Consider the following 15,867-nt stretch of genomic DNA (forward strand, 5'->3'; position numbering starts at 1 on the left):
GTTTAAGAGAGATATGCTTTTTCCGGAATTCATTATCCGGTGACCACATAGTTTTACAGACAATGACCTGTTTGGGTTAAATCCCGAATCTACAATTTACAGAAATGAACGAAGACAAACGAACAAAACATTTTCAACAACCGCTGAAACAATGGATTAAGTGCAGCGTGTGGAGTCTGATTTATATCCTATTTATTGCCTGGGTTGGTAATTTCTGGTGGCTTTTGGGCTTGCCTGTAATTTTTGATGCCTTCATTACTCATTACATACCCTGGACTTGGTGGAAAAAATCGAAAAACAAGCATGTACGAACCATAATGGGGTGGTTTGATGCAATTGCATTTGCTTTGGTTGCTGTCTATTTTATCAATTCCTTTTTGTTTCAGAATTACCAGATACCGAGCTCTTCGCTTGAGAAGTCTCTGTTGGTTGGGGATTTCCTGCTTGTCAGTAAGGCCAGTTACGGCCCACGTATACCCAATACCCCACTCTCCTTCCCATTGGCTCAGCACACCCTTCCGATACTCAATTGCAAATCGTTTATTGAAAATCCGCAATGGGACTACAAACGCCTGAAAGGGTTCGACAATATAAAACGCAATGACATTGTGGTATTCAACTTTCCGACCGGAGATACGGTGGCTATAAACCGCCAGAATCCGGATTATTACACCAGTTGCTATGAAGAAGGGTTAGCTTTTATAAAAAACCAACTCCCCAACGTAACCCCAACAGCAGAACAATGTTTCCGGTATGGACGTGAGATAGTAAATGTAAATCCGGGAGTGTACGGAAAAATCGTTTACCGACCTGTTGACCGTCGTGAAAACTATGTCAAACGTTGTGTGGCAATTGCAGATGACTGGCTGACGATCAAAAACAATCAGGTGTATGTAAACAGCAAAAAACAGGAAAAGATTCCCGGAATACAGCTCAATTATTACATCCAGACAGATGGAACACCTCTGAATAACGAAACACTGGATAATCTTGGAGTTAGTGATGAAGACAGAATGATGCTGGATAATCCTCAAAATGTGAAACAGCTAAAAGCGCTAAATCTCAATCCGGGATTACCAGTATATCATTTTCCTTTAACACAGGATGGCTACCAGAAATTGCTTCATCAGAAAGGGGTAAAGCGACTGAAGGTTGAACCGGAAAACACTTCATGTCAGGCGCTGGTAGATCAAAACCGGTCGATCGTAAAAAGAGACGGATTTACCCTGTCTGTAATCTGTCAAAATAGCGAGGTTTTCCCTCTGGGAATGAAGAAAACCTGGACAAGGGACAACTACGGGCCTTTATGGATCCCTAAACGGGGTATGCGCTTAGTGCTGAACCGGTACAACCTTCCGATTTACGAACGAATCATCCGCGTATATGAGCACAATAAACTGGAAGTGAAAAACGGCGTATTTTACATTAACGATAAAGCGACAACTACCTACCGCTTTAAAATGGATTACTACTGGATGATGGGAGACAATCGTCATAATTCAGCCGATTCCCGTTACTGGGGTTTTGTTCCGGAAGATCATATCGTGGGCCGTCCGTTATTCGTATGGTTATCTCTAGACAAAGACAAAGGCTGGTTTAGTGGCAAGATTCGCTGGAACAGGTTTTTCAAAAGTGCGGAGAGATAAACTCCTTTCTCTATCCTACATACTTTTTTTCCGAAACAATGGACAGATAAAGTAATAAATATGGCTCTATAACGGTTTGTATGGATAGTATTATCTTAGTCTGGAACTACCTAATTGTTTAGCCACGAATCCACGAATAAGAAAGTATCTTTACTTTTCCAGTTTTGGAAAAGCATTTGTGATATTCGATATATATTTATTCAATATTTCAGCAAGTTAGCCTCTCTATATTCATTCGTGCATTCGTGGCTTACTATTTTGATTTATATCCTGTTTCACTGAATAATTACACGAAACTTAGGAAAATATTTTTCCTAAGTAATAGAGTTACCCACACTATTCGTTATAGTGCCATAAATATGGTCAACAAACGATCGTTTTCATAGTTTTCAAATAGAAAAAAACATATACTGACAAATAAACGAACTATGGTAAAAATAGAACAGGAAGAAAATGGCAAAAAAGGTAGATTTGTCATTTACGAAAATGAACAGTTTGCAGGGGAAATGACCTATACATGGACAGATGATACAAAAATCAAAATAGACCATACAGGTATCGGAGATGCCTTTGGTGGAAAAGGGTATGGTAAACAACTGGTAATGAAAGCGGTTGAATTTGCCAGGGAAAAAGGAATTAAAATCGTCCCGGTATGTCCGTTTGTCAAAGCGACTTTTGAGAGGGATGAAAACATCCGGGATGTGAGGGGGTAGACTAAATACTGCATCAGGTTAAAAACCCCGATGCTACATTATCGGTCATACCTACGGCATTTGCATACAAGCATCCCACCGACCACATCAATGTCAGTGTAACGAATGAAGTCACCACTAAATATCCTCAATCTTTCCTGCAAATTGACCGGGAGTAACGGAGAATCCCGTACTTTTGAAGGCTGAAAGTTATTTCAATCAAATGACTACCTACGTTATATCAGCTTAAACAAAAGTCTATCAAATATTTATGCAAACAACCCGACTCACACCTGACACCAAACTACCGCTCACCTGTTCACGCACCGGAATCTGCTGCCACGGAAACAGAGTCTGGTTAAATCCGTGGGAACTGCTTTGTCTGGCAACGGAGAAAGGCATTTCTGTTCGGGAATTCCGGGATTTGCATTCCATTTTTGGCGGTATTCGTTTGCTGTTTAACGGTAAGAGTGATAATCAGAGCAGACAGGCATGCAATCAATACATTGAGAACTTTGGGTGCAGCGTTCATCCGGGACGTCCGTTGGCTTGCAGATTGTTTCCGATAGCCAGACAAATTCAAAACGGAGAGGTATGCTATATGTATCAGGGCAGTCAGTTCCCTTGCCTGGATAGCTGTCCGGAAGTGTTGGATTTGCCCCAATTAACCGTAGCGGAATACCTTGAAGGTCAGCAGACAGAACGATTTGAGCAGGCACAGGACGCCTATCTGGAGTTGATGCAAAGTCTGGCGGATATTGCTTTTATGTTATTACTCGATACTGGTTTAGCTGCGTCTGGTGACCGCAAAACCCTGGCAGCCTGGAAACAAATGGGTAAAGAAGACCCCGACGCGTTGGTCACCCGTATCGGCAACGAGTGGATGGACGACCTGATGCTTCCTGAAATCCCTTACTCAAACGACCCGGTTTTGTTTTCACAACAACACAATGAGTTATTGCAAGAAAAACTACAACTCGCTTGCGGCAACCTGAAAACTGAACAAGAGTTGCACGAAGCTTCCGTTTTGACCATGGCAATGGCCTTACATTTGGCTCGTAGCCTCGGAGCAAATCCACAACACCTGTCGGAGCATTGGATAAATATTGCCAAAGAGAACGGGGCTTTGAATTGAAGATCAATTACATAAAAAACAGACTCACCCCAATAATACTGATTATGGCCCCTACAATCTGCTGAATCTTAATCTTTTCATTAAACATGACAGAAGAAGGCCAGATAATAAATATCGGAACGAGAGCCATCAGTGTAGAGGCAATCCCCGTATTGGTATGCTGTATGGAAAAAAGCGCCAGTGCAACACCGACAAAAGGGCCAAAAACTGCGCCTACTGTTACTGCCTGCATACCCGCTTTATCCCTGAATGCCCGAATAACATGAGACCAACGTTTCATCAGGGTAATCATCACGATAAAGCCAACTAAGCCAAACAAAGCTCTGATTTGTGTAGCAGCCAGAGCATCATACGTTCCGATACCCTTTTTACTCAGAATAATACCTCCGGATTGCCCAAGGGCTCCTCCCAAAGCAAACATCAGTCCTTTGAAAGGAATATTCAGTTTCATTTTCCGGTTGGAAATAGCGGTAACAATACCAGTCACACTGACCATAATGGCAGTAACCTCCAGGGCATTCAGCTTCTCCTCCAGAAAGAACCAGCCAATCATTGCTGTCAGCATGGGTGAAAAGCTCATTATCAACGCTGCCGTGCGCGAACCGACAATCATGTAGGACTTAAACAACAGTAAATCACCCAGATAAAATCCGATAAAACCGGATAAGCCCAACCAAAACCATTGATATCCGGTAGCATCTGAAGGAAAGAAAATCCCTTTGGTAAGCAAAGTGGTGATACCCAAAAACAAAATTGCAAAAAACAAGCGGATAAAATTGACAGGCAATGACCCTATTCTACTTCCTGCCTTTTCGAAAAACAAAGCGCTCAGTGTCCAGCAAACAGACACTCCCAGCCCGGCTATCTCTCCTATATGTGCTAACATAATGATCTTTTTTTTTGCAAAGGTAGAGCTATTCTATCAGTTTTCAATCTTTGCAAACTTGAGTATCAATGATTACATTCTGGCTATAATACTGAATGAAACCTTCCATCATTTATAATATCAAACAAATACCACGCCCCAACTTTCAGTTTCGCAGAAATAACAACATTTTTCTAACAGAAAATTTGGAAGAATAAATAGAATCGCTATATTTGCAAAATCAAAGAATCAAAGCATAATGATTTACAACTTACATATCGTCTCTGTTAATGTCGTTCTAGTGGTCTGGAAACGCAAATGAGAAAGGTATGTAGTTAAAAGAACTATAAGCAGTTATTGTCAAAGCCTTTCTCGTTGTCGGGAAAGGCTTTTTCAGTTTTAATCCGTATTTTTGCACGGCAAAAATGGCCGACTGTTAAAATAGTCATCCAACATAACAGGATTTACATAGAAACATCGAAATTATACGTGGCAAACAGCTCTTTATCAATCGGGAACAACTCCCCAGAAAAAGATTCTGACCGCCGATTAAATTCAAACAAACAATGAAAAATCAGTTACGCAGTTCGTTCAGCACACAAGGCCGCAGAATGGCCGGTGCACGCTCTCTCTGGAAAGCCAACGGGATGAAAAGTGAACAATTAGGCAAACCTATCATCGCCATAGTCAACTCATTTACTCAGTTTGTACCGGGACACGTCCACCTTCACGAAATCGGACAAAAGGTGAAAGCCGAAATCGAAAAACTGGGCTGCTTTGCTGCTGAATTCAACACCATCGCTATCGACGATGGAATCGCAATGGGACACGACGGTATGCTATATTCCCTCCCTTCACGCGACCTGATTGCCGACAGCGTTGAATATATGGTTAATGCACACAAAGCCGATGCTATGGTGTGTATCTCCAACTGTGACAAGATCACTCCGGGTATGCTGATGGCTGCTATGCGCCTCAATATCCCTGCAGTTTTCGTATCAGGTGGTCCGATGGAAGCCGGAGAGCTCGACGGCAAACACCTTGACCTGATCGACGCCATGGTACAGGCAGCTGACGACAGCGTTAGCGATGAACAAGTAGCTAAAGTAGAGGCTTCGGCCTGTCCTACCTGTGGTAGCTGTTCGGGAATGTTTACCGCCAACTCGATGAACTGCCTCAACGAAGCCATCGGTCTGGCCCTGCCGGGTAACGGTACTATCGTGGCTACTCACGCCAACCGTACCCAACTGTTTGTTGACGCAGCCAAGCTGATCGTTGAAAACGCATACAAATATTACCGCGACGGAGACGACAGCGTATTGCCACGCTCTATCGCTACCCGTTCTGCCTTTATGAATGCGATGGCACTCGATATTGCCATGGGTGGTTCTACCAACACGGTTCTTCACCTCCTTGCTATTGCCAACGAAGCGGAAGTTGATTTCAAAATGGCTGACATTGACGCACTTTCACGCAAAACTCCTTGTTTGTGCAAAGTAGCTCCAAACTCGCAGAAGTACCACATTCAGGACGTTAACCGTGCCGGAGGTATCATGGCCATCATGTCGGAGTTGAACAAAATCGGATTGATTGACACAAATGTAAGTCGTGCTGACGGTCTGACATTGGGCGAAGCGATCGACAAATTTGACATCAACAGCCCGAATGTTACCGAGGTTGCCATTGACAAATACAAAAGTGCCCCTGCTCACCGCTTCAATCTGGTGATGGGTTCACAAGATTCTAAATACAAAGAGCTGGATACTGACCGTGTAAACGGCTGTATCCGCAATTACGATAACGCTTATGTAAAAGACGGCGGTTTGGCTGTCCTTTTCGGAAACATCGCGCTCAACGGCTGTGTGGTTAAGACCGCCGGAGTAGATGAAAGCTGCTTCCTTTTCAAAGGAACGGCGAAAGTATTCACATCGCAGGATACAGCCTGTGATGGAATCCTGAGAGGAACAGTACAAGCCGGAGACGTCGTGGTGATCACTCACGAAGGGCCTAAAGGCGGCCCGGGTATGCAGGAGATGCTTTATCCGACCTCATACATCAAATCACGCCACCTCGGTAAAGAGTGTGCGTTGATTACCGACGGTCGCTTCTCCGGAGGTACTTCAGGTCTTTCTATCGGCCACATCTCTCCGGAAGCAGCTTCGGGCGGTAATATCGGCTTGGTTCAGACAGGCGATATCATCGAGATCAACATCCCGGCCCGTTCTATCAACCTGTTGGTCAGTGACGAGGAGTTAGCCGAAAGACGCAAAGCCGAAGAAGCACGAGGTAAAGATGCCTTTAAACCCAAAGACAGAAACCGCGTTGTTTCTAAAGCACTCCGCGCTTACGCCAGCATGGTAGCTTCGGCTGATATGGGTGCTGTAAGAATTGTGGAATAAAATTCTATCTTAAAGAATTCATAACTGAGAACATTCAGTTAAAACCTAACAGGTTTTTAAAACCTGTTAGGGCTACAATAACATCAAGTTTTAACTATTTTCCCAAACGATAAAATCAGAAAGGGATCTGCTATGAGCAAAGAACTAATTTCAGGCGCGGAAGCATTAATGAGATCACTGATCCATGAAGGGGTTGATACCATCTTTGGATATCCCGGCGGTGCCATCATGCCGGTTTACGATGCTTTACACGACCATCAGGATAAAATCAAACACATTTTGGTTCGTCACGAACAAGGTGCAACCCATGCGGCACAAGGATATGCCCGCGTTAGTGGTAAAACAGGTGTCGCACTTGTTACTTCCGGTCCGGCAGCAACAAATGCCATTACCGGTATTGCCGATGCCATGATTGATAGCACACCTATGGTTGTCATCATCGGTCAGGTAGGAGCTGCACTATTGGGAACAGACGCATTCCAGGAAACGGATGTAGTAAGTATTACCCAGCCTATTACCAAATGGAGCTACCAGGTACGCAATGCAGAAGATCTCCCCGGTGCAATTGCCCGTGCATTTTATATCGCACGAGAAGGCCGTCCGGGTCCTGTTGTGATTGACTTTGCTAAAAACGCTCAAATCGCAAAACTCGAATATAGCTATAAAAAATGCACCTTCATCCGCAGCTTCGTTCCGGTACCAGATGTGGAACCATGGTCCATTGAAGCTGCTGCTGCGTTGATCAACTCAGCAAAAAAACCTTTTGCATTGATTGGCCAGGGGGTTATCCTTGCCAATGCTGAAAAAGAGTTGAATGCCTTCCTTGAAAAAGCAGACATTCCTGCGGGATGGACTTTGCTTGGTTCGTCTGCAATGCCGACTGAGCACCGTCTGAACAAAGGTATGCTGGGAATGCACGGAAACATCGGTCCAAACATAAAAACCAACGAATGCGATGTTTTGATCGCTATCGGTATGCGTTTTGACGACCGTGTAACGAGTGATTTGAACACTTATGCCAAACAGGCCCGTGTGATTCACTTCGACATTGACCCGGCTGAGATCAACAAGAATGTAAAAGCGGAAGTAGCTGTATTGGGTGATGCCAAACAAACATTGGAATTGGTTACCGAAAAACTGAATGCAGCTAAACATACCGAATGGATTGATTCATTCACCGAATACGAACAAACCGAACAAGAGAAAGTAATCGAACCGGAACTTAATCCGACAAGTCACGAAATCTCCATGGGTGAAGTAATCCGTAAAGTTTCGGAAGCCACCGAAAACAAAGCGGTATTGGTAACCGACGTAGGTCAGAACCAAATGATGGCTTCCCGTTATTTCAAATTTACCCAATCCCGCAGCATGGTTACATCGGGCGGATTGGGCACGATGGGATTCGGACTTCCGGCTGCTATCGGGGCTAAAATCGGAGCACCAGACCGTACTGTTTGTCTCTTTACCGGTGACGGTGGTATGCAAATGACCATCCAGGAGCTGGGAACTATACTGCAGGAAGGTACAGGTGTGAAAATGATTATCCTGAATAATAACTTCCTAGGTATGGTACGCCAGTGGCAGGAACTCTTCTTCAATGACCGTTACTCGGAAACCCACATGAAGAATCCGGATTTCATCATGATTGCCCAAGCATACGGGATCAAAGGTCGTTCGGTTTCTCAGCGTGAGGATCTTGATGGCGCCATTGCCGAGATGCTCAGCGATGACCAGCCCTATTTGCTTGAGGTGAAAGTTGAAACCAAAGGTATGGTTTATCCGATGATCCCTACCGGAGCATCTATTTCTAACATTTTACTGGGTGATAAATAATCCCACCAATAACGGTAACGTAGAACATTAAACTTTGCACCGAATTATGGAACTATTTACTATCATCGTTTTTTCGGAAAACCAACCCGGACTCCTGAGCCAGGTTTCGAATATATTCACACGTCGTCAGATCAATATTGAAAGCCTGACCGTTTCTGCCTCTTCGATCGAGGGTATCCACAAATACACCATCACCGTTTTCTCAACCAAAGACATGGTGGATAAAGTGGTTAAGCAGATCGAAAAGCGCGTAGATGTGGTTAAAGCTTACTTCTATACTGATGAAGAGGTTATTTATCAGGAAATTGCACTCTACAAAGTGGCAACCAACATCATCGTTGACCATGTAGAAGTGGAAAATCTGGTTCGTAAGTACAATGCCCGTTTTCTGGAAATCAACCGCGATTACGCCGTACTTGAACTTACAGGACATACGGAAGATACCCAGTTATTCTTTGAAGAGCTGAAACAATACGGAGTAATGCAGTTTGTTCGTTCAGGACGGATTGCCATTACCAAGAGCTCAAAGGAGCTGCTGAGTAATTTCCTTGAAAAGAGGGCTGAAAAAGCAGACTAATGAACCGGATAGGTAGTTACACCTTTAGTATAGAAGCGGGAGACGTCGATATTTTTGGAAAATATCCGTTACCGGTACTCGTGCGAAAGATGCTTGACTGCGCCGGATACCATGCTGACGAACGAGGCTGGGGGCTCCGCCATTTAAATGCAGGGAACTGTTCCTGGGTATTAGCCAGAGCTGCTATTGAGTTGGAGAGCTTTCCTGAAATCTATGACCATATTGTTATTCAGACCTGGGTTGAAGATTTGAATAAACATTTCTCTACCCGGAATTTCTGTTTTCAGAATCAAAAAGGTGAAATTTTAGGTTACGCACGCACTGTGTGGTCAATGATAGACCTGAACACCCGAAAGGCTGCAGATCTAACAGCTGTAAGCGACATCAGCAATCACAAAGTTGACAAAGAGTGTCCAATCGATAAACCTGGCAAAATCGGGATTGTATCAAGCGAACCGGAATATTTTCATGATGTGAAATATTCAGATTTGGATTTCAACGGACATGTCAATACCTGCAAGTATGTGGAGCATATCATTAACCTGTTTTCATCAGACATTAAGCAAATCGGAGAACTAAACAGATTTGACATCACATTCATGTCGGAATCAAAACCCGGAGATAAGCTTCATTTTCACCGGGCAACAGCCTCCGATCACGAAACTCAGATCGAAATCACGGGACATAACTCCCGGTCAATTTGCAGAGCTAAAATTACATTTAAGAAATAAAAGCCGGATTTAGTCCGGCTTTTTTATTCTCATTTACTGGTAAAAAAATACCCCCTGCAATCGCAGAAGGTACTCTGATATAATAAACTTAAAATCTATTTCATACAATATAACCAAGCCTCTTTATACTCCTCCCGGTCATCCCTGATCTTGTTCAGATATTTCATGGCAGAATCCTTATCAGCAAATCCCTTCAGATAGGTACGCATCTTGCTTCCCATCTTTTTCACTCCAACATGAGGGACACCCAACTCTGAAAGCTGTTCTTTATGCCGGTTAGCTGCATGTTCGGTCTGGAAACTACCCAGCACGATAAAATAGTGCAACTCTTCGACTACGGAATCCCTAGGTTCGACTGCTTGTTCTATCTTTTTCTCCACGACGACTGTATCCTTCATTATGACCGTATCTTTCTTGACCGAAGGCGTTACAGGGGAATGTGGTTTCGAAAACTCCAACCGCGAAATCATACCTGCACAACTGATGTTTGAGCGTTGATCCTTTACCGGAGATGAAAACACCCACAATATCATTATCGCCGCAGCAGAAGCCATAGCCCGAAGCATTTTGCGCTTACTGAAACGGATATGAATAATATCTCCCTCCTGCTCAGCAAACGGTTTGCGCTCGGCTGGTTGTGGTTTTGCTTTTTGCTGAATCTGATCCAATGTTTTCAATTGCAGCGGAGCAAAACCCAAACATTCAAGGTCTGTGGAAACATTATCTTTTGGTTCAAATAGCAAAGTTTGCTCTTCATCGAAAGAGAACTTTCCTATTTCCCCAAATTCAATACTCTTTTGATGAGATAATTCGGCATTGAAAATCCCGACCTCATTATTCAACAGACGCCGTGCTTCAGAATAGCTGATCCCCTGCGTTTGAGAAATTGATGAGATGAGAATCCCGTCATCATGCACCAAACCCGGATTAAAACAGATCTCCCGCGATGGAGGCAGAATGCTTGATTCTGTAATCAACGCATTATGCTGCTGTACCACAAAACCACCCCAGCCGGGAACAATCACGCAATCATTCTCGGTTAACAGGTATTCAATATGTGATATCAGAAGCTTCATCCGAATAATTTAATCTTTGAAACAGATGGGAAACTCTCGATAAATCCATTTGCTACGGCTAATAAACACCGAATTGCGGATCCACCTTCGTTTCATAGTGCAAAGATAATTTTTATTCGCACTTTTCCGCTAATATACTAAAGAAAGTTAGCAACAAAAACGATGATTTGCAGCACATTTCGCTTTTGATTCTGACATATTGCACCTATCCGGTTCAAGATTCACCAGAAGAGAAGCTTTTTTCATTTAGCAAAGACATACGTGTAACTTAATTTTGTACTTTTGCACTCTGAATCAGAAAACACGATGATTATGATTGACAAAATTAAATCGTTGCTCGACGAAATATCCAACCTCACCGCTGCAAACCTTGACGAGGTAGAAGCGTTGCGTATCAAATACCTCAGTAAAAAGGGCGAAATCACCAGCCTGATGAATGATTTTCGAAATGTTCCGGCTGAACAAAAACGTGAAGTTGGACAGCTTATCAATCAACTGAAAGATAAGGCGCAGGAAAAAATCAATACGCTCAAAGAAGTATTGGAAAGCCAAAACCTGGGCAGCGTAGAAGAAGACCTGACCCGCACGGCCTATCCGATTGCATTAGGTACACGCCACCCGCTTTCTATCGTCAAAAACGAAATTTGCGATATTTTTGCCCGTCTTGGATTTACCATTGCCGAAGGGCCTGAAATCGAAGATGACTGGCACGTATTTTCTTCACTCAACTTTGCCGAAGACCACCCTGCACGTGATATGCAGGACACTTTTTTCATCCAGCGTAGTCCGGACGTGTTGCTTCGCACACACACCTCTTCTGTTCAGACTCGCGTCATGGAGAAAACCCAACCGCCTATCCGTATCATTTGCCCGGGACGCGTGTATCGCAACGAAGCGATTTCGTACCGTGCACACTGTTTCTTCCACCAGGTAGAAGCGCTGTATGTGGATAAAAACGTTTCATTTGCTGACCTGAAACAGGCTTTATTATACTTTGCAAAGGAGATGTTCGGAACCGAAACCAAAATTCGTCTCCGCCCGTCTTACTTCCCGTTTACAGAGCCATCGGCTGAAATGGATATCTCCTGTAACCTTTGCGGAGGAAAAGGCTGTCCATTCTGCAAACATACCGGATGGGTAGAAATCCTAGGTTGTGGCATGGTGGATCCGAACGTATTGGAAGCTTGCGGTATAGACAGCAAAGAATACACCGGATATGCCCTCGGTATGGGTATCGAACGTATCACCAACCTGAAATACCAGGTAAAAGATCTCCGGATGTTCTCCGAAAATGATGTGCGGTTCCTGCGACAATTTGAATCCGCCTACTAAGCTGAGGAAATCAGAAACAAATAATATAAAGAGTTGTGAGTTAACAGGGTAAATTTTATCTTTGCCGCTCACAACTCTTTTTACGTTAAACCAATACCACTATGCTGAATTATATTACCTGGACTGTAGATCCGGCCATTGTCAATATCCTGGGCCGTGAAATCCGTTGGTACGGACTGATGTTTGCCATTGGATTCTGGATCGGATACAAGATTGTAGAGAAAATGTTTAAGCAGGAAAATATCGACCTGAAATGGCTCGACAGCCTGTTTATCTATGTCATCGCCGGAACGGTGATAGGTGCCCGTTTGGGACATTGTCTCTTTTATGCCTGGGATTACTATTCGGCTAATCCGATCGAAATTTTCAAAATCTGGGAAGGCGGACTGGCCAGCCATGGAGGAGCAATCGGTATTATCATTGCCATTTGGATCTATTCAAAGAAGGTAACGCACCGGAGTATGCTCTTTACATTTGACCGTCTGGTTGTACCTGTAGCGTTAGTTGGTGCATTAATTCGTCTCGGCAACCTATTCAATCACGAAATTTATGGCCATGCAACCAATTTGCCCTGGGCATTCCGCTATGTGACCAATCTTCAGGCCTGGAGACATGGGGCAGAACCAATTTTCTCCGATCCGTCACATCCGACTCAGATCTATGAAGCTGTGTGCTATATCCTTGTTTTTATCTTGTTGATGAACCTTTATTTCAAAAAGAAGGCGTGGCAAAAAGAAGGGCTTATATTCGGCATCTTCCTGAATGGGATATTCCTAACCCGTTTCTTTATAGAATTTATCAAGAACGACCAGGAAGCATTTGAGGCTAATATGCTATTAAATATGGGCCAATTGTTGAGTCTGCCGTTTATAATTATTGGGTGTTATCTGATTTATAGAGCATTGACCAAGCCCAAAGCTATTATATAAATATCAGCTTAAAAATCGACCAATAAAAAAAGGCATTTTTCAATGCCTTTTTTTATTGGTTATCATTTCCTGAATCACTTAATGATTCATGTATTCTTCATACGAGGTTGATCTGTGCCCTGCTAAAACATGAGTAACGCCATATGGAGTAGCATCGTCTTCAAACATTATTTCAAAATAGATACTGTCATTGTTTATGACTTTTCCATTAGCGACTTTAATCCCGATGCCATATCCCGGAATTACAGATGTTGACAAACCTGTTTGAAATGTTTTGGAAGTCATATCCGCTTTTGCCTTGAATTTCATTGTCCAATAATTACCATATTGACTGGCACTTGCAACTCCGGTACCATAATCATCAATCCAAATTGAATCTTTCCCAAATGAAGAGTTATAGATCTTTATTTCAAACGGAGATCCACTGGCAACTCCATCTACATACTCTTTAAGCATCCAGTCTCCAGACAAAGGATATGCCCAGCTGTACTCTTTTTTATATTCCTGCTCACAAGAAAGAGCCAATAGCATGAACAATGTCAACAATAGATAATTTATTTTTTTCATAAGACTATACTTTTTATTATTATTGCTTGATGAAAGTACGTAAAGCCGTTCCGTAACCAGAATTTACACATACCCATTTAAACAGATTATTGGTTGCATCATAGACTCCATTTATACAGGCAAATTCACCAACCTTAGTATCCTGAGATGGAGCATTCACTACAGTCGCTTTCGTCTGGAACATATAAACATAAATATCACTGACGTTTGTACCATCCGAATTTTTGGCTCCTCCCGGATTATTATTGATATAAAGCCCCGGATAATTTGTCTTTGTCACACTCACCAACCCCAAAGCTCCAGCATTTCGCTTGTAAGTTCCTGAAATATCCATAGCGGCAGCTTCTGCTGTTATTACACCAACATAGCGTCTGGCTGTAGCCGTAAAGCCATCTTTATTTGTCGCAGTATATTTAATAGTATAAACGCCTGGGGTAGATGTGTTGACAGCGCCATCAATGACCACAGTGCTACTAATATCGGTATCGCCCTCTTTAGCGATTACGCCTGATTCTGTATAAGAGCCTCCTACAAGAATAGTCAACGCCTCATCGCCCTTCAACTCGACAGTCGGATAAGTAGTCATTGTTGAAACTCCTTCAGAGTCCTTATTGCAAGAAGCCATAATAGCTCCTAACAAACTTATGATCATAATTATTTTTTTCATATCTAGTCAGTTTTAGAAGTTATAGTCCCCACCAGACTTTCTCTGTAAGAGGAACTCTATCAGGTGTATTTGCATTAGTCTTTCTCTCTGTTGCCGGAAAGAACAGACGTTTTGGTCTAGCATTGCCGGATAAAACAGAGGTTAATGACGTACTAAAAAAGTCAGGGTAACCAGTCCTGTTAAAATCAAAGTAAGCTTCAATGGCTCTCAGGTTTGTTGCTGCAATCCATTTCTGTTCAATAATTGACTTTATTCCATTATATGAATATGAAACAGTGTCCTCTGGAAGTCCATATCTACTCAATGATGCTTTAATGCCCTTCAGATAAGTCGCTTGGGCTTCTGCTGACGTTTTATATCTGGCCTGAGCTTCCGCAATCATAAACAAAACCTCTTCTTTAGTAAATAAATAAACCGGATCTATTTGTCCAATATTAGGTGTGGCGTAGTTATTAATCGTTCCCAATAAGGTTTTAGACTCACCTGTAGCAACACTGGCATAAATTGAACCCGTCACAGAAGCATTGAAAAATTTTTGAAGTCTTGGATCATTATTATTCTCCAGATAATTTACCAATGTTTTATTAGCGACAATATTTCCTGCCAGACGATCAACAAAAGTATTATAGAAGGGATTATATCCGGTTTCCTGCGCTTTGAATGCCGTAAAACGGACATCTTTCGTTAAGAAATTATTTTCGTTTAAAAGCGCAATGATTTGGCTCTTATATTTATTAGGATCTACATTCACATACCTCAGATACATTTTAAGTTTAAGTGTATTTCCAAACGCGATCCATGCATCCATATCTCCACCTAATAATACGTCAGACGTTTCGAGGGAAGCAGGAACATTAGTTAAGTTCCGGGATATTGCATCATCGATCCGGGCAAATAAGCTATCATAAACTAAAGCCCCCTTATCATATTTCGGTTGTAAAATAGTTGATCCTTTTAAAGCCTCTGTAAAAGGTATTTGATCATACAAGTCAGCCAACACCTGAAAATCGTAAGCCTGAACCAGGGTTGCAATTGAATAATATGGCCAACTAGACGAATTCTTAGCCTGCTCTCTCACATATTGTAGGTCGGTTAATGCACCGGAATACATAGTAGTAAACTGTCTGTCAAAATCATCATCAGTCAGGTTATATGATTCCCATTCTAACCATTGTGACGCCGCAGGAGCCTGTGCATATTGTTGTGTCCAGAAACTTCCTAATGCGTGATAATATCCTCCTATAACAAAGACACTACCTGATATTCCACTGGGTAATGCTAAAGCAGGTGTAACCACAGATGGATTATTGGGATCTGTATTTATATCCCAGAATTTATCACTACATCCCAGTAATGAAAACGTACTTATCAAAACCAGCAAGTACTTATATATTATCTTATTCATAAGGTTTATTTTT

14 protein-coding genes are annotated in these 15,867 nt (G+C 42.6%); 9 read left to right on the plus strand and 5 right to left on the minus strand.

Annotation, left to right across the window (positions count from 1 at the left end):
* The first annotated feature begins 104 nt into the window (after positions 1-104).
* The 3 genes from MLE17_RS03170 (at position 105) to MLE17_RS03180 (ending at position 3,473) form a co-directional block, all read left to right on the plus strand.
* Positions 105-1,646 carry a S26 family signal peptidase gene (locus MLE17_RS03170; protein WP_243346983.1) on the plus strand — a complete coding sequence of 514 codons (1,542 nt, stop codon included), beginning with the start codon at positions 105-107 and terminating at the stop codon, positions 1,644-1,646.
* A gap of 428 nt (positions 1,647-2,074) precedes the next feature.
* A complete protein-coding gene (locus MLE17_RS03175; RefSeq protein ID WP_243346984.1) occupies positions 2,075-2,359 on the plus strand; it encodes a GNAT family N-acetyltransferase in 285 nt (94 codons plus the stop codon).
* Positions 2,360-2,609: 250 nt separating this feature from the next.
* A complete protein-coding gene (locus MLE17_RS03180; RefSeq protein WP_243346987.1) occupies positions 2,610-3,473 on the plus strand; it encodes a YkgJ family cysteine cluster protein in 864 nt (287 codons plus the stop codon).
* A gap of 7 nt (positions 3,474-3,480) precedes the next feature.
* Here the strand turns inward: MLE17_RS03180 and MLE17_RS03185 are convergent, their stop codons facing one another.
* The gene (locus MLE17_RS03185) at positions 3,481-4,359 is read right to left on the minus strand and encodes a DMT family transporter (protein WP_243346989.1); all 879 of its coding nucleotides are present in this window, start codon (positions 4,357-4,359) and stop codon (positions 3,481-3,483) included.
* Between the two features lie 545 nt (positions 4,360-4,904).
* Between MLE17_RS03185 and ilvD the strand changes: the two genes are divergently transcribed.
* The 4 genes from ilvD to MLE17_RS03205 all read left to right on the plus strand — a co-directional run bounded on the left by ilvD (position 4,905) and on the right by MLE17_RS03205 (position 9,878).
* Entirely contained in the window at positions 4,905-6,737 is a 1,833-nt protein-coding gene (gene ilvD, locus MLE17_RS03190) for a dihydroxy-acid dehydratase (protein WP_243346991.1), read from the plus strand.
* A 132-nt stretch (positions 6,738-6,869) separates the two neighbouring features.
* Positions 6,870-8,570, plus strand: a complete 1,701-nt coding sequence (gene ilvB / locus MLE17_RS03195; protein ID WP_243346995.1) for a biosynthetic-type acetolactate synthase large subunit — start codon at positions 6,870-6,872, stop codon at positions 8,568-8,570.
* A 46-nt stretch (positions 8,571-8,616) separates the two neighbouring features.
* The gene (gene ilvN, locus MLE17_RS03200; protein ID WP_243346997.1) at positions 8,617-9,147 is read left to right on the plus strand and encodes an acetolactate synthase small subunit; all 531 of its coding nucleotides are present in this window, start codon (positions 8,617-8,619) and stop codon (positions 9,145-9,147) included.
* Complete coding sequence (locus MLE17_RS03205; protein WP_243347000.1) at positions 9,147-9,878, plus strand: acyl-[acyl-carrier-protein] thioesterase; 732 nt, start codon at positions 9,147-9,149, stop codon at positions 9,876-9,878. The genes ilvN and MLE17_RS03205 overlap by 1 nt, the downstream gene beginning before the upstream one ends.
* A 95-nt stretch (positions 9,879-9,973) precedes the next feature.
* On the opposite strand, the gene MLE17_RS03210 is transcribed toward MLE17_RS03205, so the two are convergent.
* Positions 9,974-10,954, minus strand: coding sequence for an SPOR domain-containing protein (locus MLE17_RS03210; RefSeq protein WP_243347004.1), 981 nt, complete (start codon positions 10,952-10,954; stop codon positions 9,974-9,976).
* Between the two features lie 312 nt (positions 10,955-11,266).
* Between MLE17_RS03210 and pheS the strand changes: the two genes are divergently transcribed.
* Both pheS and lgt read left to right on the plus strand, forming a co-directional pair.
* Positions 11,267-12,286, plus strand: coding sequence for a phenylalanine--tRNA ligase subunit alpha (pheS, locus tag MLE17_RS03215; RefSeq protein ID WP_243347006.1), 1,020 nt, complete (start codon positions 11,267-11,269; stop codon positions 12,284-12,286).
* A 101-nt stretch (positions 12,287-12,387) separates the two neighbouring features.
* Positions 12,388-13,215: a prolipoprotein diacylglyceryl transferase gene (gene lgt / locus MLE17_RS03220; RefSeq protein WP_243347007.1), complete on the plus strand. Its 828-nt coding sequence runs from the start codon at positions 12,388-12,390 to the stop codon at positions 13,213-13,215.
* A gap of 78 nt (positions 13,216-13,293) precedes the next feature.
* Here lgt and MLE17_RS03225 read toward each other — a convergent pair whose 3' ends face one another.
* Genes MLE17_RS03225 through MLE17_RS03235 form a run of 3 tightly spaced genes read right to left on the minus strand, consistent with a single transcriptional unit; the run spans position 13,294 to position 15,854 of the window.
* Positions 13,294-13,782 carry a lipid-binding protein gene (locus MLE17_RS03225; RefSeq protein WP_243347008.1) on the minus strand — a complete coding sequence of 163 codons (489 nt, stop codon included), beginning with the start codon at positions 13,780-13,782 and terminating at the stop codon, positions 13,294-13,296.
* A gap of 19 nt (positions 13,783-13,801) precedes the next feature.
* A complete protein-coding gene (locus MLE17_RS03230) occupies positions 13,802-14,449 on the minus strand; it encodes a DUF5011 domain-containing protein (protein ID WP_243347011.1) in 648 nt (215 codons plus the stop codon).
* A 19-nt stretch (positions 14,450-14,468) separates the two neighbouring features.
* On the minus strand, positions 14,469-15,854 hold the full coding sequence (locus MLE17_RS03235; protein ID WP_243347013.1) for a SusD/RagB family nutrient-binding outer membrane lipoprotein: 1,386 nt from the start codon (positions 15,852-15,854) through the stop codon (positions 14,469-14,471).
* Positions 15,855-15,867: the final 13 nt, after the last annotated feature.

Origin of the sequence: Parabacteroides sp. FAFU027 (genome assembly GCF_022808675.1) — a bacterium.
Classification (GTDB): Bacteria; Bacteroidota; Bacteroidia; order Bacteroidales; family UBA7332; genus CAXXIC01.

Excerpts from the sequence above, each read along its gene's own strand:
- MLE17_RS03230 (WP_243347011.1), bottom strand. The coding sequence starts at position 14,449 with ATGAAAAAAATAATTATGATCATAAGTTTGTTAGGAGCTATTATGGCT.
- MLE17_RS03210 (WP_243347004.1), bottom strand. The coding sequence starts at position 10,954 with ATGAAGCTTCTGATATCACATATTGAATACCTGTTAACCGAGAATGAT.
- ilvD (WP_243346991.1), top strand. The coding sequence starts at position 4,905 with ATGAAAAATCAGTTACGCAGTTCGTTCAGCACACAAGGCCGCAGAATG.
- MLE17_RS03170 (WP_243346983.1), top strand. The coding sequence starts at position 105 with ATGAACGAAGACAAACGAACAAAACATTTTCAACAACCGCTGAAACAA.
- ilvB (WP_243346995.1), top strand. The coding sequence starts at position 6,870 with ATGAGCAAAGAACTAATTTCAGGCGCGGAAGCATTAATGAGATCACTG.
- MLE17_RS03185 (WP_243346989.1), bottom strand. The coding sequence starts at position 4,359 with ATGTTAGCACATATAGGAGAGATAGCCGGGCTGGGAGTGTCTGTTTGC.
- MLE17_RS03205 (WP_243347000.1), top strand. The coding sequence starts at position 9,147 with ATGAACCGGATAGGTAGTTACACCTTTAGTATAGAAGCGGGAGACGTC.
- ilvN (WP_243346997.1), top strand. The coding sequence starts at position 8,617 with ATGGAACTATTTACTATCATCGTTTTTTCGGAAAACCAACCCGGACTC.
- MLE17_RS03180 (WP_243346987.1), top strand. The coding sequence starts at position 2,610 with ATGCAAACAACCCGACTCACACCTGACACCAAACTACCGCTCACCTGT.
- MLE17_RS03175 (WP_243346984.1), top strand. The coding sequence starts at position 2,075 with ATGGTAAAAATAGAACAGGAAGAAAATGGCAAAAAAGGTAGATTTGTC.
- MLE17_RS03225 (WP_243347008.1), bottom strand. The coding sequence starts at position 13,782 with ATGAAAAAAATAAATTATCTATTGTTGACATTGTTCATGCTATTGGCT.
- pheS (WP_243347006.1), top strand. The coding sequence starts at position 11,267 with ATGATTGACAAAATTAAATCGTTGCTCGACGAAATATCCAACCTCACC.
- lgt (WP_243347007.1), top strand. The coding sequence starts at position 12,388 with ATGCTGAATTATATTACCTGGACTGTAGATCCGGCCATTGTCAATATC.
- MLE17_RS03235 (WP_243347013.1), bottom strand. The coding sequence starts at position 15,854 with ATGAATAAGATAATATATAAGTACTTGCTGGTTTTGATAAGTACGTTT.